This is a genomic window from Nocardia sp. CA-084685, from assembly GCF_050955785.1.
Taxonomy (GTDB): domain Bacteria; phylum Actinomycetota; class Actinomycetes; order Mycobacteriales; family Mycobacteriaceae; genus Nocardia.
In genome coordinates this window covers 7,464,044-7,484,763 of the sequence record NZ_CP192094.1, presented here as the reverse complement: position 1 = coordinate 7,484,763, position 20,720 = coordinate 7,464,044, and the positions used below count along the sequence as shown (strand labels likewise).

The 20,720-nt window shown below is 64.2% G+C and carries 22 protein-coding genes and 1 pseudogene; 15 read left to right on the top strand and 8 right to left on the bottom strand.

Annotation, left to right across the window (positions count from 1 at the left end; all coding sequences use genetic code 11):
- Positions 1-284: 284 nt before the first annotated feature.
- A complete protein-coding gene (locus ACQP2U_RS33255) occupies positions 285-614 on the top strand; it encodes a hypothetical protein (RefSeq protein WP_433711095.1) in 330 nt (109 codons plus the stop codon).
- A gap of 183 nt (positions 615-797) precedes the next feature.
- On the opposite strand, the gene ACQP2U_RS33250 is transcribed toward ACQP2U_RS33255, so the two are convergent.
- The gene (locus ACQP2U_RS33250; RefSeq protein ID WP_433711093.1) at positions 798-2,018 is read right to left on the bottom strand and encodes an MMPL family transporter; all 1,221 of its coding nucleotides are present in this window, start codon (positions 2,016-2,018) and stop codon (positions 798-800) included.
- Positions 2,019-2,104: 86 nt separating this feature from the next.
- On the opposite strand from ACQP2U_RS33250, the gene ACQP2U_RS33245 reads away from it, so the two are divergent.
- Positions 2,105-2,326: a hypothetical protein gene (locus ACQP2U_RS33245; protein ID WP_433711092.1), complete on the top strand. Its 222-nt coding sequence runs from the start codon at positions 2,105-2,107 to the stop codon at positions 2,324-2,326.
- 495 nt (positions 2,327-2,821) lie between these two features.
- On the opposite strand, the gene ACQP2U_RS33240 is transcribed toward ACQP2U_RS33245, so the two are convergent.
- The gene (locus tag ACQP2U_RS33240) at positions 2,822-3,451 is read right to left on the bottom strand and encodes a hypothetical protein (RefSeq protein WP_433711091.1); all 630 of its coding nucleotides are present in this window, start codon (positions 3,449-3,451) and stop codon (positions 2,822-2,824) included.
- Between the two features lie 574 nt (positions 3,452-4,025).
- Here ACQP2U_RS33240 and ACQP2U_RS33235 point away from each other — a divergent pair.
- The gene (locus tag ACQP2U_RS33235; RefSeq protein ID WP_433711090.1) at positions 4,026-4,385 is read left to right on the top strand and encodes a TetR/AcrR family transcriptional regulator; all 360 of its coding nucleotides are present in this window, start codon (positions 4,026-4,028) and stop codon (positions 4,383-4,385) included.
- Between the two features lie 14 nt (positions 4,386-4,399).
- Positions 4,400-4,744 carry a TetR/AcrR family transcriptional regulator C-terminal domain-containing protein gene (locus ACQP2U_RS33230; RefSeq protein ID WP_433711089.1) on the top strand — a complete coding sequence of 115 codons (345 nt, stop codon included), beginning with the start codon at positions 4,400-4,402 and terminating at the stop codon, positions 4,742-4,744.
- 224 nt (positions 4,745-4,968) lie between these two features.
- Here the strand turns inward: ACQP2U_RS33230 and ACQP2U_RS33225 are convergent, their stop codons facing one another.
- A complete protein-coding gene (locus tag ACQP2U_RS33225) occupies positions 4,969-5,568 on the bottom strand; it encodes a TetR/AcrR family transcriptional regulator (RefSeq protein ID WP_433711088.1) in 600 nt (199 codons plus the stop codon).
- Positions 5,569-6,259: 691 nt separating this feature from the next.
- Between ACQP2U_RS33225 and ACQP2U_RS33220 the strand changes: the two are divergent.
- From ACQP2U_RS33220 to ACQP2U_RS33200, 5 genes and pseudogenes are all read left to right on the top strand, one after another.
- Positions 6,260-6,858: pseudogene (locus tag ACQP2U_RS33220) on the top strand (TetR family transcriptional regulator).
- A gap of 225 nt (positions 6,859-7,083) precedes the next feature.
- On the top strand, positions 7,084-7,266 hold the full coding sequence (locus tag ACQP2U_RS33215) for a hypothetical protein (protein WP_433711087.1): 183 nt from the start codon (positions 7,084-7,086) through the stop codon (positions 7,264-7,266).
- Positions 7,267-7,331: 65 nt separating this feature from the next.
- Positions 7,332-7,862, top strand: coding sequence for a hypothetical protein (locus ACQP2U_RS33210; protein WP_433711086.1), 531 nt, complete (start codon positions 7,332-7,334; stop codon positions 7,860-7,862).
- A 334-nt stretch (positions 7,863-8,196) separates the two neighbouring features.
- The gene (locus tag ACQP2U_RS33205; RefSeq protein ID WP_433711085.1) at positions 8,197-8,721 is read left to right on the top strand and encodes a class I SAM-dependent methyltransferase; all 525 of its coding nucleotides are present in this window, start codon (positions 8,197-8,199) and stop codon (positions 8,719-8,721) included.
- Positions 8,693-9,010 (top strand): hypothetical protein, encoded by a 318-nt coding sequence (locus ACQP2U_RS33200; RefSeq protein WP_433711084.1) that lies wholly within the window; start codon positions 8,693-8,695, stop codon positions 9,008-9,010. Before ACQP2U_RS33205 ends, ACQP2U_RS33200 begins: the two co-directional genes overlap by 29 nt.
- A gap of 220 nt (positions 9,011-9,230) precedes the next feature.
- Here ACQP2U_RS33200 and ACQP2U_RS33195 read toward each other — a convergent pair whose 3' ends face one another.
- Complete coding sequence (locus ACQP2U_RS33195; protein ID WP_433711083.1) at positions 9,231-9,653, bottom strand: nuclear transport factor 2 family protein; 423 nt, start codon at positions 9,651-9,653, stop codon at positions 9,231-9,233.
- A gap of 99 nt (positions 9,654-9,752) precedes the next feature.
- On the opposite strand from ACQP2U_RS33195, the gene ACQP2U_RS33190 reads away from it, so the two are divergent.
- A complete protein-coding gene (locus ACQP2U_RS33190) occupies positions 9,753-10,463 on the top strand; it encodes an ArsR/SmtB family transcription factor (RefSeq protein WP_433711082.1) in 711 nt (236 codons plus the stop codon).
- Positions 10,464-10,509: 46 nt separating this feature from the next.
- Here ACQP2U_RS33190 and ACQP2U_RS33185 read toward each other — a convergent pair whose 3' ends face one another.
- Both ACQP2U_RS33185 and ACQP2U_RS33180 read right to left on the bottom strand, forming a co-directional pair.
- Positions 10,510-10,656, bottom strand: a complete 147-nt coding sequence (locus ACQP2U_RS33185) for a hypothetical protein (protein ID WP_433711081.1) — start codon at positions 10,654-10,656, stop codon at positions 10,510-10,512.
- 70 nt (positions 10,657-10,726) lie between these two features.
- The gene (locus ACQP2U_RS33180) at positions 10,727-11,320 is read right to left on the bottom strand and encodes a TetR family transcriptional regulator (protein WP_433711080.1); all 594 of its coding nucleotides are present in this window, start codon (positions 11,318-11,320) and stop codon (positions 10,727-10,729) included.
- A 45-nt stretch (positions 11,321-11,365) separates the two neighbouring features.
- On the opposite strand from ACQP2U_RS33180, the gene ACQP2U_RS33175 reads away from it, so the two are divergent.
- Both ACQP2U_RS33175 and ltrA read left to right on the top strand, forming a co-directional pair.
- Positions 11,366-12,280: an SDR family NAD(P)-dependent oxidoreductase gene (locus ACQP2U_RS33175; protein ID WP_433711079.1), complete on the top strand. Its 915-nt coding sequence runs from the start codon at positions 11,366-11,368 to the stop codon at positions 12,278-12,280.
- Between the two features lie 851 nt (positions 12,281-13,131).
- A complete protein-coding gene (gene ltrA, locus ACQP2U_RS33170; protein ID WP_433711078.1) occupies positions 13,132-14,469 on the top strand; it encodes a group II intron reverse transcriptase/maturase in 1,338 nt (445 codons plus the stop codon).
- 302 nt (positions 14,470-14,771) lie between these two features.
- Here the strand turns inward: ltrA and ACQP2U_RS33165 are convergent, their stop codons facing one another.
- Positions 14,772-15,860: an IS110 family transposase gene (locus tag ACQP2U_RS33165; RefSeq protein WP_433711077.1), complete on the bottom strand. Its 1,089-nt coding sequence runs from the start codon at positions 15,858-15,860 to the stop codon at positions 14,772-14,774.
- A 190-nt stretch (positions 15,861-16,050) separates the two neighbouring features.
- Between ACQP2U_RS33165 and ACQP2U_RS33160 the strand changes: the two genes are divergently transcribed.
- Positions 16,051-16,752: a DUF3885 domain-containing protein gene (locus tag ACQP2U_RS33160; protein WP_433711076.1), complete on the top strand. Its 702-nt coding sequence runs from the start codon at positions 16,051-16,053 to the stop codon at positions 16,750-16,752.
- A gap of 247 nt (positions 16,753-16,999) precedes the next feature.
- Here ACQP2U_RS33160 and ACQP2U_RS33155 read toward each other — a convergent pair whose 3' ends face one another.
- Positions 17,000-18,334 carry a cytochrome P450 gene (locus ACQP2U_RS33155; protein ID WP_433711075.1) on the bottom strand — a complete coding sequence of 445 codons (1,335 nt, stop codon included), beginning with the start codon at positions 18,332-18,334 and terminating at the stop codon, positions 17,000-17,002.
- 123 nt (positions 18,335-18,457) lie between these two features.
- Between ACQP2U_RS33155 and ACQP2U_RS33150 the strand changes: the two genes are divergently transcribed.
- Together ACQP2U_RS33150 and ACQP2U_RS33145 are read left to right on the top strand one after the other, a co-directional pair.
- Positions 18,458-19,672 carry an AAA family ATPase gene (locus ACQP2U_RS33150; RefSeq protein ID WP_433711073.1) on the top strand — a complete coding sequence of 405 codons (1,215 nt, stop codon included), beginning with the start codon at positions 18,458-18,460 and terminating at the stop codon, positions 19,670-19,672.
- A gap of 117 nt (positions 19,673-19,789) precedes the next feature.
- Positions 19,790-20,596, top strand: coding sequence for a hypothetical protein (locus ACQP2U_RS33145; protein WP_433711072.1), 807 nt, complete (start codon positions 19,790-19,792; stop codon positions 20,594-20,596).
- The last annotated feature ends 124 nt before the right edge of the window (positions 20,597-20,720 follow it).

The following is a 20,720-nucleotide window of genomic DNA, read 5'->3' as shown; positions in this document are numbered from 1 at the left end:
GCACAGCACTGGCCGACTTCGACGAATCGAAGGACATGGCGTGGAGTCGCCGCAATCGCGGATCTATTCCTCTACTCCGTGAATCAAACAAGAAGGTAATACCAGTGACACAAGGAAATAGTGGAAGGCCTGGTCAGACGCGCGCAACGAACAGTGTGGCCGATCGGGTGAATGCGGCGACACCGATCGGCCCGGAACCCGGTGTGCGAGAGGACCATTTCGCCGGGCGTACAGGCGCGGCGCCAGATGCCGAGCGCCGGGCCGGAGCCATGTCGGGGACGGGTGTGGTCGGGGCCGAGGCCGGGTCGTTCACGGGACCGGGTCTGGACGTGCCGTCGGTGACGATGCTGCCGGTGACGATGCTGCCGGTGACGATGCCGCCGGTGACGATGCTGCCGATGATCGCACGGCAAGTCGAGATGAGGCGTCTCGCCGATCATGATCTGAACCGGCGACGAGCGGAGTTCGGCGCGTTCACCGGGTTCGACCACGCGCACGGCATCGAAGCGGTTGCAGAGCAGAGGCAGAACAAGACCGTGACGGGCGGTGCGCTGATCCCCGGCGGCGACTCCGCGGCTGCGGCCGCGCCGATACGCGCGGCCGAAGAGTCCTGATCGGCAGGGGTAATGATGACGCTCGATGCCGACGGGGAAGCGATTGCGCACAACCTGCGTAACGCCGCCTGGAACGCAAACGCTCCCCTGCCGCCGCCATAAGCGCTGATCACGCCCTCGGGCGACGAACACTATTCGGTTGAGGTGCAATGGCTACCATGCGCGGAGCACCGTGTGCGGACCTCATCGCACGATGCCGAACAGCAGTGCTTCGACGCCGGCCCGGAACACGGCATCATTGTCGACTGGTGCGGTCTCGGACTCGGCGGTGGCAAGCAGCCTGGTCAGATGGGGGTAGTCGCCGTGGGCCAGCATTGCCGGAGGGTGGTCGGACGCATCCATGACGGGGGCGGAAAACCCCGCTGCTTCTATCCCGGTGAAGGTGCGCACCCACCCCGACAGGAGGCTGACACCCATCATGGTCGCGTTGGCGTCGAGTCCCGCCGAGGCCAAGGCGCCGACCATACGGTCGAGGAATCGTATCGAATTCGGACCGAGGTTCGACGACAACGAAGCGACCTCCCCTAAGCCCTCCCTCAACCATGGGTGCCGTTGATGCAACGCCCGCGCCTGGTCCAGCATGGCGAAGACATCGGTGCGCACGTTCCCGGTCAGGGGTGGGTAGTCGTATTCCGCGGCGACGTGGTCAACCATGAGCGCGATCAGGTCGTTCTTGCCGTCGACGTACCGATAGAGCGAGGCCGCGGCGGTGCCGAGTTCGTCCGCGATGCGGCGCATCGATAACGCGCGCAGCCCGTCTAAGTCGGCGAGCCGGACACCCACGTCAGCGAGCTGGTCCAGGGTGTAGGCGGGGCGCGGCCCCGGTTTGGGGTTGTCGCCTCGCAACCACAACGAGGTCGAGGAAGCAGCGGATGTCATGTCAGTCAGCATGCCACCACTCAGAGTTGCGAACACCGTTGGCAAACGTTCGTTCAAACTTTGTTCATGGTTAGTGGGAGGTTCTGGTGAACGTGAATCGAAGCTGACGCCCACCGCGGAGGTGATGGCCTCACCGACGCGGGTGACGGCACTGACCATGGCGGTCTTCGGATCTTCGCCCGCACGCAGCCGCTCGCGGTAGCGGAACATCAAAAACAGGATGTAGTCGGTGCCGACGCCGAACAGCACGACCAGCAGGATCGCGCTGATCGAGGCGTCGATCTGCAAGTCGAATGCCTTGGCCACCATGGCGATCATCCCATTGACCATGCTGGAGATCGCGCCGATCACGACGATCGGCAGCAGTGCGATCACCGGGCTGCGGAAGATGACCAGCAGCAGCACCAGAATCAGCACGATGGTGGCGCCGCCGATGATCGCCATGCCCTTTTCGCTGGATTCCTGCTGGTCCAGCACCTGAGCCGCCTGACCGGTCATACCCGCCTTCAGGTCCGTGCCCGCCACGCGCTCTTTCAGTTCCGCGCAGCGCCTTGACCGCGTCACTCTGCGTGGTGTCGTTCGGATTGGTCACCTTGGTCGTCTGCACGGCAATGATCTGGATCAGCCGGTTCTCCAACGGCGGCGTTGACTGGATCGCGGTGACGTCCTTGATCTGTTCGCCGAGCAGTTCGGTGCCGATCGCGACGACCGAGGCCGAATCGCCTTCGGTCAGCGGCGCCCCGTCGTGCCGGGCGAACACGATGATCGCCGCTGGCGCGGAGCTCTGCGGAAACGCCTCCTGCAGCATCTCCAACGCCTGGATTGACTCATAATACGAAGGCAGGAAAACGGATTGATCGGTCGTTGATTTGAGTTCCGGCGCCGAAGCCACCACCGCGATGGCGAGCAGCACCCACAGGCCGATTACCTTCCACGGATTGTGGACCACCACGGCCCCCAGTCGTGCGAATATCTACGCAGAAATCTTTTCCGGACTCGTAATTACCTGGAGTAATTCAGATTTCGAGATCCCGTGAGCTCGGCATCGAGCCTGGAGGTCGACGGGCCCGCGCTGCGCGAACCTATTCAGATCTTCGAAGCTCAAATGCAAGGTAGAACCCCGACCTGCACATCACAGGATCGGTCTTTGCTACATCTCGGTGCCCAACCGGCTGTCAACGCCGTATATCACTTGACCCAGGAGCGCATGAGTACTTCACCGCCGGACACGCGAGGCCTCACGCAACATCGGGCTGTCAATGGTCGAACGGGTGGTCACGCGGTCGGCCGTTCTTATGGTGCCGGAGGTAGTTCGACTTCTGCGGAATCTACATTTTTTCGAGGGTGCCCACGGTCGGGGGAGGAAGTTCATCGACCTGTTGCTGTGTGCGTCTCGCTATCCTCCGCATTGCTTGTTCTGCGGTTGCGAGGTCTGGCTTGGAATTCGTGCTATGGCCTGCTGGAAGTGTCGACATGTCCGAATCAAGATCGGCTATCAGGGCCGAAGCGATAGCGGTGATCTCAAGTTTTCCCAGCTCGATTAGGTCGGAAATCTTGTCCAGGTGCGCCGCCATGCCGTAGCAGTAGAGGACCTGACGGTGTAGATCTGCGAATAATCGGATGTTCAGCTGGGCGATCGACCTGTCGGTCCGGCCGGAGGAGTTCCGGGCAGAATACTGATGATAGATATTTACATGAATTTGCGCCATGGCCTCCAAGCGTTCGCCGATGTCTATCCATGCTTCCGAGTATTGGCGCAGTGTGCTCTCGTTACCTGCGGGGAAGAAGCTCGACGCGAGGGCCGCTGCTCGCTCCATCATTCCTTCGTGTGACTCTGGTGTCATGGCGACACTCGACTCCCGTTTATCAGCGTTGGCTGCAGTGAGGTCAGGTAGCGTTTTCCTCACCAGCCTGGTGCGGTTGTATGATTCGATCACTACCACTCCAGTCAACTCCATTCGAGTGATCGAAGTGGAGCCTGTCTGCAGATCTTCACGATTCATTCAGGCCTAGAAATGGCGATTGCGGTGCCGTGGAAACATCGCCACCGGATTTTCGAATGGTGTCGAAGACCTCGACATGTGCGTCGTTTATCGCATCAAAAAGTGAACATCGGTCGGTCCTGCCGGTTGTCCCGACGCGCGATTAGAGTGATCTGGCTCTCGGATGCGTTCCTCAAAAATATTCTGAATCTACTGCCCGGTGATGCGACGCACCACTTCCCCGGCAATGGCGAACGCGACGAAACCGCCGTAACCCTGCATCGACCCCGGTCGGAAATATGGACGCTGACGTGCGACACGTGGTGCCAGTATGCGCACGGTGGGTCTCGCTCGAACTGTTCAGTCCGAGCAGGTATGGACCTGGCCAGCATCCGCAGATCCACTCCGTCCATTGCGGCGCCTGAGCTATATCGCCTGGTCAGCGCCGCGGCTTCAATGACGGTCACCAAACCTCCCGTTAATTGTGAACAACGTTCGCAATTGCAGCATAGATGTTTGCTAACATGGTTCGCAACACTCCAGTAGTGGCATGACACCCACGGCTTCCTCGACCTCATTGTGGTTGCGAGGCGACGATCCCAAACCGGGGTCGCGTCGCACCTACACCCTGGACCAGCTCGCGGACATGTGCGTCCGGCTCGCCGACGCGGAGGGGCTGCCCGCGCTATCGATGCGTCGCATTGCGGATGACCTCGGGACCGCCGCGGCTTCGCTCTATCGGTACGTCGACGGCAAGAACGACTTACTTTCGCTCATGGTGAACCGCGTCGCCGCGGAATACGACTACCCGCCCCTGACCGGGAACGTGCGCACCGATGTCTTCGTCATGCTGGACCAGGCGCGGGCGTTGCATCGACGGCACCCATGGCTGTGGGAGGGCTTAGCTTAGGGGAGGCCGTTTCGTTGAGCCCCGGTCCGAATTCGATGCGATTCTTCGACCACATGGCCGGCGCCTTGGCCCAAGCGTGGCTCGGCGCCAACGCGACTATGATGGGTGTCGCCCTGCTGGGGGCGTGGGTTCGCAACTTCGCCGGGCTGGAAGCGGCGGGGTTTTCCACTCCCACCATGGGTGAATCCGACAACATTCCGACTATGCTGGCCCACGGTAACTATCTGCATCTAACCGCGCTGCTCGCCACTGCCGGGTCCGCGACTGCACCGGTCGACAATGATGCGCTGTTCCGAGCGGGCATCGAAGCACTGCTGTTCGGTATCGTCCCAGGCGGTGGTCGGCCGAGCGCGGGCTAGGGCACGCCGTTCCGCTCTTGCTGTGCTCGCGTCTCCGGAAAGTGATCGCGCGGGTGGTGGATTGCGCTGCTGGGCGATGGCGAGTTGTGGGTGGCACTCCCGTAGTCATGGTCGTGGGCGCTGATGGCTGCGCGGCGACCGGCCTGGTGAACCAGCCTGCATAGGTCAGCAGCAGGCCGATCACAGCCAAGACGCCGAAGAAGATGCGGTCCGGCCGCCTCGGATCAGCGTGGCACTAGGCCGGTATCGATGGTAGTGAAGACGGAGTCGGCCAGGGATCGCACACGTGCGGCGGGGATTTCACCAGTCGCGATGAACGTGGCCAAGCCCTGCATGACGCAGCGCATCGTGAGCATGATCGCATCCACTGAAGGTCCACAGATCGCACCCGCACGCCATGCGTCCCCGAATGCTCCTGCGAAGGTGTCGCCCACCGAACCACGCACCGCGGCCAACTCTGGGTGGGCGTCGCCATCGGTGACCGTTCCGCCGAACATCAGCTGGGACAGGGCGGGCTCGGCGGCCACGAACTCCAGGTAGCGGTGGCCGATGGCGTGCAGCCGTGGCAGCGGGTCATCGACCTCGATGGCCGAGAGGGCTTGCGCCAACTCTGCGAACCCCTGAGTCATCACAGCGGCGAGCAGTGCCTCCTTGTCGGCGAAGTGCCGGTAGGGCGCCGCTGCGGACACTCCCGCCCGCGTCGCGGCCGCGCGCAGCGTCAGCCCCGCGACTCCATCCTCCTGTACCAGTGCGCGTCCGGCATCGACCAAGGCCCGGCGCAGGTCTCCATGGTGGTAGGCCTTGCGCTTCGATGTTGACATCATTTACATTACCTTCCAGTCAGATGTTAACGAAGATAACATTCTTCGATGGAAGCGAGTTCATGTCCCACCGCATCCACTACGCACGTCAGCGGGTTCCAGGACCACGCCATCATCAGATAGTTGCGAACGTTGTTAGCAGATGTATATTCTGCATCTGCGGACGATGTTTGCAATGGGCGCGAGCGCCGGGGCCTGCTCGACGCCGAGTACGAGCGGATGCGCAATGAACAGGGGCAATGTCCGCTCCGGCCCGACCTCGGAAGCGTCCGATTCTGCCGTCTACGGCGCGGCGGACCCGGGCGGTGGCTCGGGCGAAGGCGCAATATGGAAAGTGAGGCCGGCATGATGCATCCCGAGACGGCAGCTGCGCTGGGGTCGAGCCGGGCACTGGGTTATGCCGTCGATGACGTGGAGGAACGGATCGGCAAGATCCGTGCTCGGTGGCCTTCGCGCACCTCCAGGGTGATCCCGGAAGTGGATGGGGGTCGGTCGGCTCGCCGACCTGTATATCGCTCCCGGGACGATCGTGAGCATGGCTCGCCAGGAGTTGGTGGCCGAGATTATGGGAGCGATTCGGGAGAGCGCGCTCGACGCTGTGCGGCGGCACGAAATCGCCGTCGAGTCGACTACCTGGCCGCAGATGCCGTTGTCGCGCCCTGAAACAGAGCAAGTGCTCTGTTATAGTGACGGCGTGCCCCGCCCCCGGATGCACGGCCCCGACACCGTGCTCGACGCAGCGGAATCACTGGCCGTCCGCGGCGGCCCCGCCGCGGTCACCGCGCGTGCGGTCGCCGCTGCCACCGGCATCTCCAACGGCGCGATCTACCACACCTTCGGGTCGCGCGCTGAACTGCTCGGGCGCACCTGGTTACGTGCCGCGCGCCGCTTCCTCGACCTGCAAACCACGCTGGTTAGACGGCGCTCGGCAGCCATGACGAGGTCGAAGCCGTGGTCGCGGCCGCCGAGGCGCCCGCGATCTTCGCCGAGCGGCATCTGGACTCGTTGCGGCTGCTGCTCGCCGTGCGGCGTGAGGAGTTGCTGGGCGAGCTGCCCGAGAGTGTCGCCGCCGAACTCGCCGCGACCGACGAGATGCTGATCGAGCTGATGACCCGGCTGTCGCAACACCTGTGGCAGCGCGGCCACCGCCGCGCCGTCGACGCGATCACCCTGTGCCTGGTCGACCTGCCCACCGCCGTACTGCTGCGCCGCGAGCGGCTCGCCGATCCCCATGCGCGGGAATACCTCCGCGGCGCCGTGCGGGCCGTGCTCGCGGTCGGCCCGGCACCCTGACCATCCCCGTCCCCTACCCCTTGAGGATCCACCATGTTCGTCGGTCAGGTCGGCGCTCCCGGGGGAGTGGTGCCGTGGCGGATTCGGACGAATCGGGCGATGCCGGGTCTGGGTCCGGTGAAGGCTTCTGATTCCGGCCGAGCGAGACGGTCGGTTGGTTCGGTCATGGATGCGGTGTGAGAACGCTGCCGTTAGTTATCTTTCGAGGAGGAAGGGTTCGTCGATATGAGCAATATTTCCGGTGATGATCCGGAAGCGGTGCACAAGCTACGCGACGGTCACTACGGCTCTGTCGAGACCGATCTCGAGCGGGCGAAAGTCGATCCCGACTATGCGGCCGACCGCCATGCGCGGCTCGGTAACGCGGCCTGTGCGCTGATGGAGATGTACTCTTTCTTTCGATGTTGACATCGTTCACATTATCTTCTCGTCAGATATGAACAATGACAACTTTCTTCCGGCAAAGGTGAGTCATGTCCCACCGCATCCGCAACCTGCACTGGCGAGTGCTTCCGGCAACTCCCGAAAATGTATGGGCCACATTGACATTGCTCGGCACGGATAGCGATCCGCTCTACCCGCCGGAGTGGGGCTGGGTGCGCTTTCCCGACGGTCTGCACTCGGGTGCCAGGATGGTTCAGTACAACGGTGCCGGCCCGATCGGCTACCGCATCACGGAAGTCGAGCCACCGCGGCGGCTGTGGTTCGGCGGAATTCCCGGCCTCGACGGAAGTCACGGATATGACCTGGAGCCCGTCGACGGAGGCACTCGGATCAGCCACGTGCTGTCGGCCGAGCCATCGATCATCCCGTACCTCCTGTGGATGGTGGCGTTGCGGCACAGCCACGACGCCATCAGTGAGCGCATCTTCGACAACCTCGAGCTCCTCGTCACCGGCACGATCGCCGATCCATACCGTCCCCGATCGGGTGCGCGAATCATGAAACGACTGCTCGGGAACCGGTCCGCGAAACTCGCTCCGCCTCGGGTCTCGACCGCGTGAAGCCTGGGCTCGGCCACCTGTGCGGCCGATTCGGGCATCCGGCGGCGTGGCGGGGGCGAAGGTCGAGCGTCCACGAATAGTTGCGAACGTTGTTAGCAAACACGAATGGTGCGAATTGCGAATATTGTTCACAATCGGAGGTCTTGGTGGGCTGTTGCCGACCCCGGCACATCGAGCTGTGTGGTGGGAGCACATCCGGCGAGGCGGCTGCACCGTATTGCCGTCGAGATCGCATCAGGACCGCCGGGCGCCCAACGGAATCTGGTTTCTGTGCTGAAAAGCTTTGTCCGACAACAAGTTCGGGTCTGTCCCCGATGTTTCGAGGAGGGTTCTGATGGAAGGGGTTACTTTCTCCGAGGAGAAGGCGACCATGCTCGCCACGCTCTACAGCAAGGTGCTCGACAACCGGCTGGCGAACCCGATCCTGGGCGATCAAGCTGCTGAGGACGCTGTTGAGCACATCGACTACGACTTCGAAAGACTCGGTGTCACAGTGGCTTCCGCTGAGGGGATCGCAGCCCGCGCGAAGGTCATCGACGACTGGGCCGCGCAGTATCTGCACGACCACCCCGACGCTATCGTGCTGCACCTGGGCTGCGGTATGGACAGCCGGGTCTTCCGGCTCGACCCGCCACCGTCGGTGCAGTGGTTCGACATCGACTATCCGGAGGTGATCGACCTGCGTACCCGTATCTATCCGCGGCGTGCCAACTGTCATCTCATCGGCACGCCGATCACCGACCTCTCCTGGCTCGACCGCATCCCCTGCGATCGCCCCGCGCTCATGGTGGCCGAAGGGCTGCTCGTGTACCTGAAGCCGGCAGTAGGCGGTGAACTACTGCGATCAGCTCGCCCGTAAGTTCGCGTCGGGCGAGCTGATCGCCGACATGCTCAGCAAGCTCGGCGTCAAGCTGCAGAAGGCCACACCGATCACCCGCAACACCGGTTCGACATTGCACTGGGGCATCGACGACCCAACCGAACTCGATCAACTCGGCTACCACACGACCGAGTGCCTCGCCGCCTCCGACTGGTACGACCCACAGCAGAGTTCCGGATTTTCCCGCAGTGTACGACTGCAATTCGCGATGACTCGGTACGTTCCGGGGTTGCGTCGGCTTGCCACGATCGGCCGCTGGAGCTTCTGACCGCCGACAGCCTCTGACCTCAACAGATTCGGTGTTGCCCAGCCGCTGTCGGCGACGATATACGGTGTTGGGCAGGGGTGTGTTGTATCAGCTGCGTACAGAGGAGCGCGGTGGCGGCCGAGTCTGACGGCGCGTGCCTTCTACGCTTCTGGTGTGTTTTGGATGGTCGTGGGCGCCACAGAGTTTCGCCGCTGGCGCCCACTACCTCGCCGATATCTGATTACTTCAAGTGTTGTCCCTTTGTGAGCATTCCGACGCTCACCCAACCCCAGTAGACGCGGTGGTGGGCAATGAGCCCGTCCCGGATCTCCATCACTTCCACGATGTCCATTTGGTCACCGTCCGGGGACTCACGGGGGTACTCCCAGGTGAGGCGGTCTCCATCGGTCAAGAAGCCGACGCGGTACCGGCGTCGTTCAGCGGGTTGGTGGGCGAACACCTTGTCCACGAATCGCCGTAGGTTGTCTCGGCCGCGAACCACCCCCTCCTCGGTGCCCAGAAAATGGCGGACCAACGGACTTTCCAAGGTCGCGTCGGGCTGATAGAGCGCCATTGCGGCATCGAGGTCCTTGGCGCCCAGCGCATCATCCCAGGCGGTGAAGATGTGCTCGATCTGCTCGGCGGTCGTTGTCGACTCGGTCATGGCCGTCCGGCCCCTTCTGTGATGATGGTTGTGACGGTGTGACGGTAGGTCAGCAACGTTTTGGTCCGGAGCTAATCGTGGTTGTGGCACGGTGGCGGCATGACGGGTGAACCGGACGGACAGTGGATGCTTGATCGCGATCTCGCGCCCGTGGCGGCACTGATCGGCGATCAGACCCGGGTCGCCATCCTTGCCGCGCTGGCCGAGGGGCACGCATTGCCGGCGGGTGAGCTCGCCCGCCGAGCCGGAGTGCAGCCCGCGACTGCGACCGCTCATCTGCGACGGTTGGTCGAGGGGGGTCTGGTGGCGGTGCGTACGCAAGGCAGACACCGTTACCATGAGCTGGCCGGACCACAGGTCGCCGCTGTAATCGAAGCCCTGGCACAGTTGGCCCCGGCGACAGCGGTACGTTCGCTGCGCACCGATCGTGCTGCCAGGACTCTCATCGAGGCCAGAACCTGCTACGACCATCTCGCTGGTCGCCGCGGAGTTGAGCTACGCGACCGTTTGCTGGCCGTTGCCGCCCTGCGGTTGGTCGATGACCGAGACCACCAGCTCACGCCGGTCGGGCGGCAGCTGGCCGAAAGGTTGGGAATTGATCTACAGGCGTTGAATAGCACCCGGCGGGTGTTCGCGCGGATCTGTGTGGACTGGACACAGCGACGACCACATCTGGCCGGGGCACTGCCCGCGGCGCTCACCGACCGTTTCCTCGAGCTCGGGTGGCTGACCCGGACACCGGGGCGGAGTCTGCGTGTTGCCCCCGATTACGATCATCGGCTCAACACGTGGTTATCCAAGCCGATCTGACCATCGACCCGCCCATGCATTGTCGGTCGACGCGCCCATCAAGTAATCAATCGATCATGGTTTTGTCGTCCACCCCGATCAGGTGGACCCTCTCGATTCGCTTGCCGCGTAACCCGCCTATGGATAGCCCGGTGGTGTAGTCGATGCCGCCCACGTCGGCGCTCGCCTCGGTGTCGCGATCACGGTGAGGCACGCGCAGCACTCCTAGTTGTTGCGGGACGGGACGTTGTCAGCGGCGAGTAGGCAAGGAACCTGGTAGTCGGTCAGCCATCTCGAGCGTCGGGAGCCACGCGGACGTGGAGGAATCCTTGGTCGAGGAGAGTCGGGCGATCCGCTTCCCCGCCTGATCGCACCCAGTGGCTGGACACGGCATCGAGGACAGCGGTTGCGGCGTTGGTGAGTAGGTCCGCCGTGTACGCGTCGATCTCAGCACCTGGTCGGGTCTTCAACGCGTCGCTGACTCGCCGTCGCCATTCTGCTCGTCGTTGGTGGAGTCGTCCGACCAGGGCAGGTGTGGCCTCGATGAGCCGCAGAGTCGTGAGGACCTGTTCACTGGCGTGGATCTCGTCCTGCCTGGTCCGGAGTACGTGATGTAGCGAGTCCCAGGGAGCCTCATCTGTCGGTCGGGCGGCGATGTCGGCAACCACGTCCTCGCCCGTGAGGTCCACGCCATCGAAGACGACATCTTCCTTGGTCGGGAAGTACCGGAAGAAGCTGCGCTTGGTCATTCCTGCTGCGCTGGCGATCTGATCAACGGTCGTGTTCTCGAAGCCCTGGCGGGTGAACAGGTCGATGGCGACCTCCGCGATCTCCGCCCGCACGGCTCGCCGCGTCCGTTCCCGCAGTACTTCACTCATGCACCCAGACTACTTTCCTACACTTAGTGACTATAGTGTCACCAAGTGACATCGGTTGAACTGAGTGGAGTGGTGACGATGGAAGGCAAGACCGTGCTGGTGACTGGAAGCACAGGCGGGATCGGGAAGGAGACCGCGCGGCAGCTAGCCGACCGAGGCGCAAGCGTCGTCCTCGTCGGGCGCGACAAGAACCGCGCCGATGCCGCAGTAGAGGAGCTCCGCGGCTCCAGCGGGAACAAGAGTGTCGAGGCGATCACGGCCGACATGTCCCGGCTCAACGACGTGAAGCGCCTCGCGGAAGAAGTCAGCAACCGGACCAACAGCGTCGACGTCCTGATCAATAACGCAGGAGCGACCAGATCTCATCGCCAGGTCACCGAGGACGGCCTCGAGACGGCGTTCGCGGTCAACGTAGTAGCGCCGTTCTGCCTCACGCACTGGCTGATGCCCGCGTTGACGGCCTCGGGTGCCGCTCGGGTCATCAACATCACCGGCGGCATTCCGAAAGGAAGCATCGACCTCGACAACCTCCAGGGCGAGAAGTCCTACGTCGGCCTGTCGTTCTACAACCAGACCAAGCTGGCCCAGATGGCGATGAGCTACCGCTTCGCCCAGGAACTCGACGGCACGCCGGTAACGCTGAACGTGGCCTACCCCGGACACGCCTACACCTCGATGAACAAGGACCTCACCATCGACACTTACCCGCCACTGGCGCGTCCGATCGTGCCGCTGCTGCGGCTCGCTATGCCGCTCGTCTTCGGCCACAAGGCATTGCTCAAGGCCACATGGTCCAGCGTTCACCTCGCGTCCAGTCCTGAGGTCCGCAATACCAGCGGCACCTACTTCAACACCAAGGCCACCCCGACCCCGTGGCCCGATGCTGTCCTGGACGAACGCACGCGCACCATCATCTGGGAACTGTGTGCGACGCACCGCGACCGCCTGACCGCATCGTGACACCCGCCATCACACGAACGGACGTGCGGTCATGGCTCACCGCTCGGACTCGATCACCGTCGCTTCATCGATCCCAACGGCGACACCAACCGCAAGCCAGGGAAGACCACCGCCCGTGGGATTTCACCAGCGAGGATGACCGATCAGCAGCCATCGCCGTCTGGAACATCCACTCAACTATCACCGACCACACTCAGGAGCAGGCGGTCAGCCACCGGCCTCACGCCTTCGGGAAGGTGTCACCAACGTCCGGCTCTCCCACACCTGATATGTAGGCCTGTTCTGTCAAGTGGCAGGTGAAAGCGGTCCCGGTAACGTCGGTTGCCGGGACCGCTTTCGTGGTTTGCCCGGCATGGGCAGTTGCTTGGGGGTGTGAGTCCCCTGGAGGAAGAGGTGATGCTAACTCCGAGCCGGAGGCAAGGGCGTCGTCGTGAGGCGGGGTCTGAAGGAAGCCGGAGGCGAAACCCTGCACCGTGGAACACGAATCGCGTATGAGGCCGGATGGATCTGGGTGAGCCTGCCACGGAAGGTGAAGCCCGTCATCATCGACAGGATCGTCAGGTAGACGCGGCGGCGGCAGGGGGAAAGTGACTGTTCTTAACCGGGGAGGTCTGTTCGGGTGTCGGTTGTGCTTGACGTGGTCGCCGCGCCGACGGTCGTGGTCGTGAGGTCGTGACTGACCGGGCAGAAGTCAGCAGAGGTCGTAGTACCGGTGAGGGGAACGGACAATCAGCCGGGAAGGACCGAACGTGAAGTGGGACAGAGGAATTGGTATTGCTCGTGCTGGTCGCGATGATCGCAGCCATCCCGCGTGAACGCGGGCCCATGGTGGGAGGGGCCGGTGAATCCCGGTGAGTACCACGGTGGAGCGTAGCGGCCGGTCGGCGCATGCCGAGGAGGATGTTCTCCCGGGGCTGGAGATCTCGTTGTGGGAGCGGTTGCTTTCACCGGAGAACCTGTCGCGGGCGTTGAGGCGTGTCGAAGCCAATCGGGGCGCGTCTGGTGTGGACGGTGTGACCACGGAGGCGTTGCGGCCGTGGTTGCGCGAGCACTGGGCGGGTGTCCGGGAGGCGTTGGACGCGGGCACCTTTGAGCCCTCGCCTGTCCGCCGGGTGGTGATTCCCAAGCCCGGGGGCGGACAACGGTTGTTGGGGGTGCCCACTGTGCTGGATCGGTTGATCCAGCAGGCGATCGCGCAGATCCTGACGCCGATCTTCGATCCGGGGTTTTCGCAGTTCAGTTTCGGGTTCCGTCCCGGCCGGTCCGCTCATCAGGCGGTGCGGTCGGCGCGGCGGTCGGTTGATGCTGGATTGCGGTGGGTCGTGGATGTCGATCTGGACCGGTTCTTCGACCGGGTGCAGTTCGATGCGTTGATGGCGCGGGTGGCACGCAAGGTTGATGACCGCAAGCTGTTGCGGCTGATCCGGGCGTTTCTGGAGGCCGGGGTGATGGTCGAGGGGGTCAAACTCCCGACGGTGGAAGGGACCCCGCAGGGGTCGCCGCTATCACCGATCTTGTCGAACATCATGCTCGATGATCTAGACGCCGAGTTGGCCGCACGCGGTCACAGGTTCGTGCGCTACGCCGATGACATTCGTGTTTTCGTGCGTAGCAAACGGGCTGCTGGCAGGGTATTGGGCTCGGTCACCGATGTGGTCGAGCGGCGATTGAAACTCCTGGTGAACCAGGAGAAGTCCTCGGTCCGGCACGCGCGCGAGGCGACGTTGCTGGGATTCGGGTTCTACTTCTCCCGATCCGGGGTCAAGATCCGGGTCGATCCGAAAGCGATAGCACGCTTGAAGATGCGGATCCGGGAGTTGACTTCTCGGCGGTGGAGTGTGTCGATGTTCTGCAGAATCGACAGGCTCAACCAGTTCATCACGGGATGGATGGCCTACTTCCGGCTCGCCGATCTGTCACACCGGTTACGCGAGCTGGACAAGTGGCTTTATCGCCGGATGCGGCAGATCCGCTGGAAGGAATGGAAACGCTACTCGGCCAAACGCCGGAACCTGCGCCAGCTCGGCATCGGTGACCGCACCTCGCGGGAATGGGCTGCCAGCAGCAAAGGTTACTGGCGCATCGCCGGGTCGGCCATCCTCCAACGATCGCTGACCAAGTCCTACTGGGACGACCTCGGCCTGCTGGGAATGCAAGGAACCTGGCGCCGGCTCAGAACAACGGCTTGACGAACCGCCGGATGCGGGCCCGCATGTCCGGTGGTGTGAGAGGAGGGCCGGGCAACCCGGCCCTCCTACTCGATTGCGGTCGGGCGGGGTTTGTCTCGGGTCGTGTCGTGGTTGGCGACGGCGTGGTCAGACTGATATGCGCGGGTTGGTTACCGCAGGACGACTGTTCGATGGGGACGGTGCCGCTGGTCTAGAGTCGGGCATCGCGACGCGAAAAGCGTTGCTGCCCATAGCTGTGTCGCGGATCGTCCCGCACGCCGACTCGAGGGTTGACTCGCCTGGCCGCGGTCTCGGGGACGGCGTCAGCCGTCATCGAGGATGGCCAGTGACCAGCACCAGCCGGCGAGTTCACGGGCGACGGCGACGTTGGCGATCACGGGGCGTTTGTGGTGGGCGGTGAACTGCTCCCACCGGTGGTGCAGTCGGTGGTTGCCGGCGTGGCCGCGCACGCGGGCCGCGGCCGGGGCCAGCGCCCATCGTGCGCCCATGGTGGCAGTCGGGTTGCGGTAGGAGCGGCGGTGGTGCCAGGCGGCCTCGACCAGTAGACGCCGGGCGTGGGTGTTGCCGGTCTTGGTGATCGATCCTTGCGTGCGGGTGGCGCCGGAGGAATATTCGGTGGGGACCAGGCCTAGATAGGCGCCGATGGTCTTGCCGGTGAACCGATCCCAGTTCCCGATCTCCACCGCGAGGGCGAACCCGGTCAGGGTCGAGATCCCGCGCAGACACCCCAACCGGTGGACCATCGGGGTGTAGTCGCTGGCGGCGGCCATCGCGGTGATGGCGGCATCGAGCCGGTCGCGGCGGGTCTTGGTCAGCGTCATCGCCTCGTAGTCGGTGTCGAACGCGGTCTGCAACGCGGCCTGGTCGAAGCGCTGCCCACGCAACCACAGATCATGCGCCCCGGTCCACGCGGACCCACCGGAATACACGATCCCTTGCCGCAGAAGCAGTTTCGACAATCGATGCCGGGCCCGCATCAGATCACCGCGCGCGTCCTCGCGGGCACGGACCAGATCACGAGCGGCTTCCTGGGCCACGGTCGGCACCGCCACCGCCACGATCTCACCCAGCCGCAGTAGCCGCGCCAGATGCAGGGCATCGCGGGCGTCGGTCTTGATCCGGTCCCCGGCCGGGCGTTGCAGTTTCGACGGTGCGGCCACGACAGTGGCGATCCCGGCCGCGGTCAACGCCCGGTACAGGCCGAAGCCGGTCGGCCCGGCCTCGTAAACCACTCGGACCGGGCCCGCCAGCCCGGCCAACCACGCCAGGATCTGTCCCGGATCCGGGCACAACCGCTGCCGCTTCAGCTGCCCGGTCTCGTTGTCGATGGCACACGCCACCACCGATAACGCGTGCACATCCAGCCCGACACTCGTACGCTCGATACTCACCGGAGGCCCTCCTGACCTGCAAATGTGGCTCTACCGAAGTGAGTTTCACCCGGCAACCCACGCGGTTTTGCAGAATCGAGGCCTCCGGCCCCCAAACTCAGTGGGCCTTCATACCGTCTAGTGGTCAGGGCCGCCCACCGCCGAGTGCCTGGAAAAGCCTAGGCGCCGGGTCAGTTCAGTTTCGACGTCGATGTCGACCTCGATGGCGCCGAAGAAGGCCGATTTCGCGGGAATGGTCGTAGGTGATGTCCGGTACGGGGGCCTGGACGTTGTGGAGGTCGTGGGCGTGAAAGATCAGGTGGTATACCGTAACTGGGTGTACGAGAAGGACCTGCTGCGCCGCTGGGAAGAGCGCTGGCCCGCATGCCCACCGATCGCCGATGCGCTGAAAATGGCCTATCCGGATCGGTGGGTACGTTTTCACAGCCTGCCGGAGTCCAAGCGATACGCTGACAGCACGGACGAGTACGCGATAGTGCTGAACCGCTACAACACTGTGCTGGATGGACTCTTCGGCGGCAAGGACATCTACGTCATCACGGCGGACGGGTCCGAAACCTCGTCTGTGTCAGGGCGTTCCCACACGGGCGCCCACTTGCACCCGGGAGCCCGGTACTGGACATCCGTCCTCGAGGATCCGGATCCTGACGCCCTTTGGTACTGGCACCTGTACGTCAGTGAGAAACCTTGGGAGCGTGGTTGTCTCGACGAACTGCTGCGTGCCGCCGCCGACGAGGTCACCGTCGGGCTGCTGATCGCCGACACCGCATTGCAGCGACTGCACCATCCCTACGACGGTGGCGCCGATGTCATCCTGGCCACGACCGACGAACGCGATCGGCTGCGCTGCAGGCACGCCGACTGGCTGTCATCGGAACCGTCAGGACTCTGAATTCTGCGGAACAACCCAGGGGGGCGAATGCCGTTCGCTTTGTGCAGTCAAGGACGAAGCCACCCGCCTGGGCTGCGAGGCGCTGCACCTGGACGTTGCGAAGTAGCGGCTGCAGCAATTCGATGTCGTCGACCGGTAGATGATTCCAGGCGTGCGGATTCCGATGGCGCCGGCCAGCGGCAAACGCCGACACGGCCTGCTCGTGCGTGTCGGTCCACTCAGCCATGGGCGGCTCCGGAACATGTCGTCACTGGTGCCCTGCGGCGGTCCAGCGGTGACGCACTACGGCCCGTGCGCCTTTGCCCGGCATCAGTGAAATGTTGTGGGGTATCGCCCGTTCCGGTTCAGGGTCGGCCGGAGCGAGGTCCAGATGGGTGAATACGGTGCGGAGCACCGCCGTCATCTCGGCGAGGACGAGTCCTTCGCCGATGCATCGGCGCTGTCCGCCGCCGAACGGTATCCAGGTGTGGCGTCGGAGTGGCCCGCTGAGGAAGCGTTCGGGCCGGAAGTCGCCCGGTTGGTCATGCCACTGACTGGAGTTGTGTACGAGGCCGGCCACCGCGGCCACCGAAATTCCTGCTGGCAGCAGGTATCCGGCGAGTTCGACCGGCTCGGCCAGTCTGCGACCCGCGGCGAACAGTGGTGGGCGCTGACGTAGTACCTCATGAGCGACCGCGTCGAGGTAGCCATCGTCGCCCGCGTGCACCGCCGAACGCACCCGGGCCAGCGCACCGGGTTCGTGCAGAATCCGTTCGAACATCCACGACAAGGCATCGGCGGTCGGCACGTATCCGCCCAGAAACAGGTCCACCACCTCATCACGCAGCTGCCGGTCGGTCGATGCGTTTCCCTCAGGGGAGTCGAGTAGTGCCGACAGCACGTCGGTGTGCTCGTCCATGGTCGATGCCCGGCGGCGCCGTGCAATTTCCGCGAGAATCGGCTTGTCCGCCCGGTCCAGGTGACCTCGGAACCGCCGCAGCGGACCCACCCGGCGGAGCCCTGGCACGAGAAGCAGAGGGTTCGCCTCGGCGAGGGCGGGCAATACTTCTCGCAATTCGGACAGCCGTGCCGGTTCGGCCGCGCCGAAGAGGACATCCACGATGACGTCTCGGGCAATCACCTGCATGTGCGGGCGCAGGGCGAACGGCTGTCGAATCGGCCACTGGCGCAGCTCTTTTGCAGTGACCTCCTCGATCATCTCCGCGTATTCGGCCACTGATCTCGCTCGAAACGACGGCGACAGCAACCGCTTCAGGCGGCGATGTTCGTCCCCGTCCCGAAGACCGAGGGCATCGCGGCCGAGGATGAGGCCGAGCCCCGCGGCGGCGTTGAACTCACCAGCGCGGAAGACTGCGGGATCGCCGGTAAGCACCTGTTCGATGGCGGATGGCTCGGAAACCAGGACGATCGTCCCGAACGGGGCGATCCGCAGTGTGAAGCAGTTACCGTAGCGGTGCTGGCAGGCGTCGAGGAACGGTTGCCGCCGTCGCCAGGCCAGGGCGGTCTGCACGGCGGACGGCAGCGGCGGGCCAGGAGGAAGCTCGGCTGCGGTGGGCGTGGCGTCGGCGGGCCGAGAGGTCATGGTCACGCTCCGATGTCGGGCGACCCGATGAGCGGTCGCATGTGCAGCACACGATGACTCGGCCGAATGTTCATGTGCCAGATCACTTCCTGCTCATTGTGAGCGGCCCGCTAGCCTGGAGGCGTGTCCCGTATCGCGGACCGGATACAGCAGGTCCGGAGGCAGCGGTTCGTCGGCCGGACCGCCGAGACGGCGTTGTTCCGCGCCGCACTGACCACCGAGAGTCCCTTGTTCTCGGCCATTTTCGTCCACGGAGCGGGCGGTGTGGGTAAGACGGCGCTGTTGCGCGTGTGGGGAGAGATCGCCGAGGCGGCCGGGGCAGTGGCGGTTCGAGTGGATGCCCAAAGCGTGGAGCCGTCGCCGGTGGCATTCCTGTCCGCACTCGGCGCGTCACTCGAGCTCGAGCAGGGGGATTCGCCGATCGATGCGTTGACACGCGGGCCGCGCCACGTCCTGTTACTGGACACCTACGACTCGCTGGCGCCGATCGACGAATGGGTCCGTGAACGGTTTCTGCCCGAACTGCCCGGCACCGCGCTGGTCGTCATTGCAAGCCGAAATCCGCCGTCACCGGAATGGACCTCCGATCCCGGATGGCGCGAATCCCTTCGATCGGTCCCGCTACGAAATCTGTCGCCGGCGCAAGCGCGCTCGTATCTGCGCGTCGAGAAGGTTCCCGAAACCCTGCACGACCAGGTGCTGGCTGCCACACATGGGCATCCGTTGGCGCTGTCCCTGCTGGTAGATGTGATCCGGCAGCACGACCAGGATCATCGAGCGATCACCGAGGTCGACCTGCGTGACACACCCGACGTAGTGCGGGTTCTGCTGGAGCGCATCATTGCGGCCGTACCGAGCCCGCGGCATCGGAGGGCGCTGGAGGTCTGCGCCCACACGAGAGTCACCACCGAAGAGATCCTGCGCGCGGTCCTCGGTGGCGACGATGCCGGTGAGCTTTTCAGCTGGCTGCGCAGGTTGTCTTTCGTCGAGGAGGGCGAGACGGGGGTATCCCCGCACGAACTGGCCCGCGACGTCATCGACGCGGACCTGCAGTGGCGTGATCAGGCGAGCTACACGGCCATGCACCGCAAGGTGCGCCGACATGTTCTCGGGCACATAAGGCACGACGCCGGAAGGGCACAGCAGCAGGCGGTCGCCGATCTGGTCTTTCTTCAGCGTGTTCATCCGCCTATCCGCGCCTTCATGGACTGGTCGAGCCACGGCCGGCATTATCCCGACGCACTGGCACCGGGTGATCGCGAGGCGCTGCTGGACATGACGCAGCGGTGGCAAGGACCGGAATCCGCCGAGCTGGTGGCATATTGGCTGGACCGGTAGCCGCATGCCTTCGTTATCGTTCGCGGCCACGGCGGACCACCCCTCGGGTTCGGGGCCCGGCTGCGCCTGCACGAGGCCACCGCGGCGGACCTGTCCACCGACCCCGGTGCGTACGCGATGTGGGAGTACGCCCAGCGGCACGGCCCGCCCCAGCCGGGTGAGGAGGTTCTCGCGAGCCGCTTCTTCATGGATCGCGATCTCTACCAACAGCCTGCACCGTCGTTCACCGTCATCACCGTCGGCTACCTGCAACGCAGTCTGGCCAACCCCCATGTGCGGTGGGATTTTCTCGGCGGTTACGAGAACGTGGATCCGTTGTCGCCACTGTTTTCCTATATCGATTATCACCGTGCGCCGGAAGCCGACTATCGAGTGGGCGACCGGCACTACCAGGTGGTCGCCCGCGACTGCCGGCACGGCTTGGAAGCCTGGCTCGATCTGCTGGCCGAACGAGAGGTCAGCGGCTACGACCCGTCGACATCGCCGGTGGCCCATCCCGTTCCGGCAATCACGTGGTCGCGGCCGGAATTTCGCGAGGCGGTGCGTCAAGCGCTTCGTGACCTGCACCGGATCGACAAGCTGGCACAGAATCCACTGCTTCGCACCCGGCAGGTGCGGAATCAAAGCGGTGCCACATCCGCCGCAACCGCATTGGCCGGGATAGTTCGCCAGGCGGCGGAGACGCTTCGCGAAGATCCACGCGACGTCAAGCTGTTTCGGGCGATCGACCGAACGTACCTGCGACCGGCAGTCACACAGGAGCGGGCCGCCGAGGTACTGAGTCTGCCGTTCAGCACCTATCGGCGGCATCTCACCGCCGGTGTGTCGCGGATCGTCGACCTGCTGTGGCAGCGCGAAGTCCACAGGAGCCGGGAGCCGGGGCTACACCTGCGGCACCCGGCTATCCGGTCACCGGGCCGCTGAGCAGAGCAGACCCGCGGGACTACGACCGCCCGGCCACCGAGCTGACATGGCAACCGAGTTACTCGCCGACGTCGAATCCGAACCGAGCTGAGCCGTCGCGAACTCTGTCCGGGGCGGTGAACGG

Coding starts and splice junctions, on each gene's coding strand:
- ACQP2U_RS33205 (WP_433711085.1), top strand. CDS start 8,197: ATGGAAGGGGTTACTTTCTCCGAGGAGAAGGCGACCATGCTCGCCACG.
- ACQP2U_RS33145 (WP_433711072.1), top strand. CDS start 19,790: ATGTGGGAGTACGCCCAGCGGCACGGCCCGCCCCAGCCGGGTGAGGAG.
- ACQP2U_RS33180 (WP_433711080.1), bottom strand. CDS start 11,320: ATGAGTGAAGTACTGCGGGAACGGACGCGGCGAGCCGTGCGGGCGGAG.
- ACQP2U_RS33160 (WP_433711076.1), top strand. CDS start 16,051: ATGTCGACCTCGATGGCGCCGAAGAAGGCCGATTTCGCGGGAATGGTC.
- ACQP2U_RS33235 (WP_433711090.1), top strand. CDS start 4,026: ATGACACCCACGGCTTCCTCGACCTCATTGTGGTTGCGAGGCGACGAT.
- ACQP2U_RS33225 (WP_433711088.1), bottom strand. CDS start 5,568: ATGATGTCAACATCGAAGCGCAAGGCCTACCACCATGGAGACCTGCGC.
- ACQP2U_RS33210 (WP_433711086.1), top strand. CDS start 7,332: ATGTCCCACCGCATCCGCAACCTGCACTGGCGAGTGCTTCCGGCAACT.
- ACQP2U_RS33245 (WP_433711092.1), top strand. CDS start 2,105: ATGATCTGGATCAGCCGGTTCTCCAACGGCGGCGTTGACTGGATCGCG.
- ACQP2U_RS33240 (WP_433711091.1), bottom strand. CDS start 3,451: ATGGAGTTGACTGGAGTGGTAGTGATCGAATCATACAACCGCACCAGG.
- ACQP2U_RS33195 (WP_433711083.1), bottom strand. CDS start 9,653: ATGACCGAGTCGACAACGACCGCCGAGCAGATCGAGCACATCTTCACC.
- ACQP2U_RS33155 (WP_433711075.1), bottom strand. CDS start 18,334: ATGACCTCTCGGCCCGCCGACGCCACGCCCACCGCAGCCGAGCTTCCT.
- ACQP2U_RS33190 (WP_433711082.1), top strand. CDS start 9,753: ATGACGGGTGAACCGGACGGACAGTGGATGCTTGATCGCGATCTCGCG.
- ACQP2U_RS33215 (WP_433711087.1), top strand. CDS start 7,084: ATGAGCAATATTTCCGGTGATGATCCGGAAGCGGTGCACAAGCTACGC.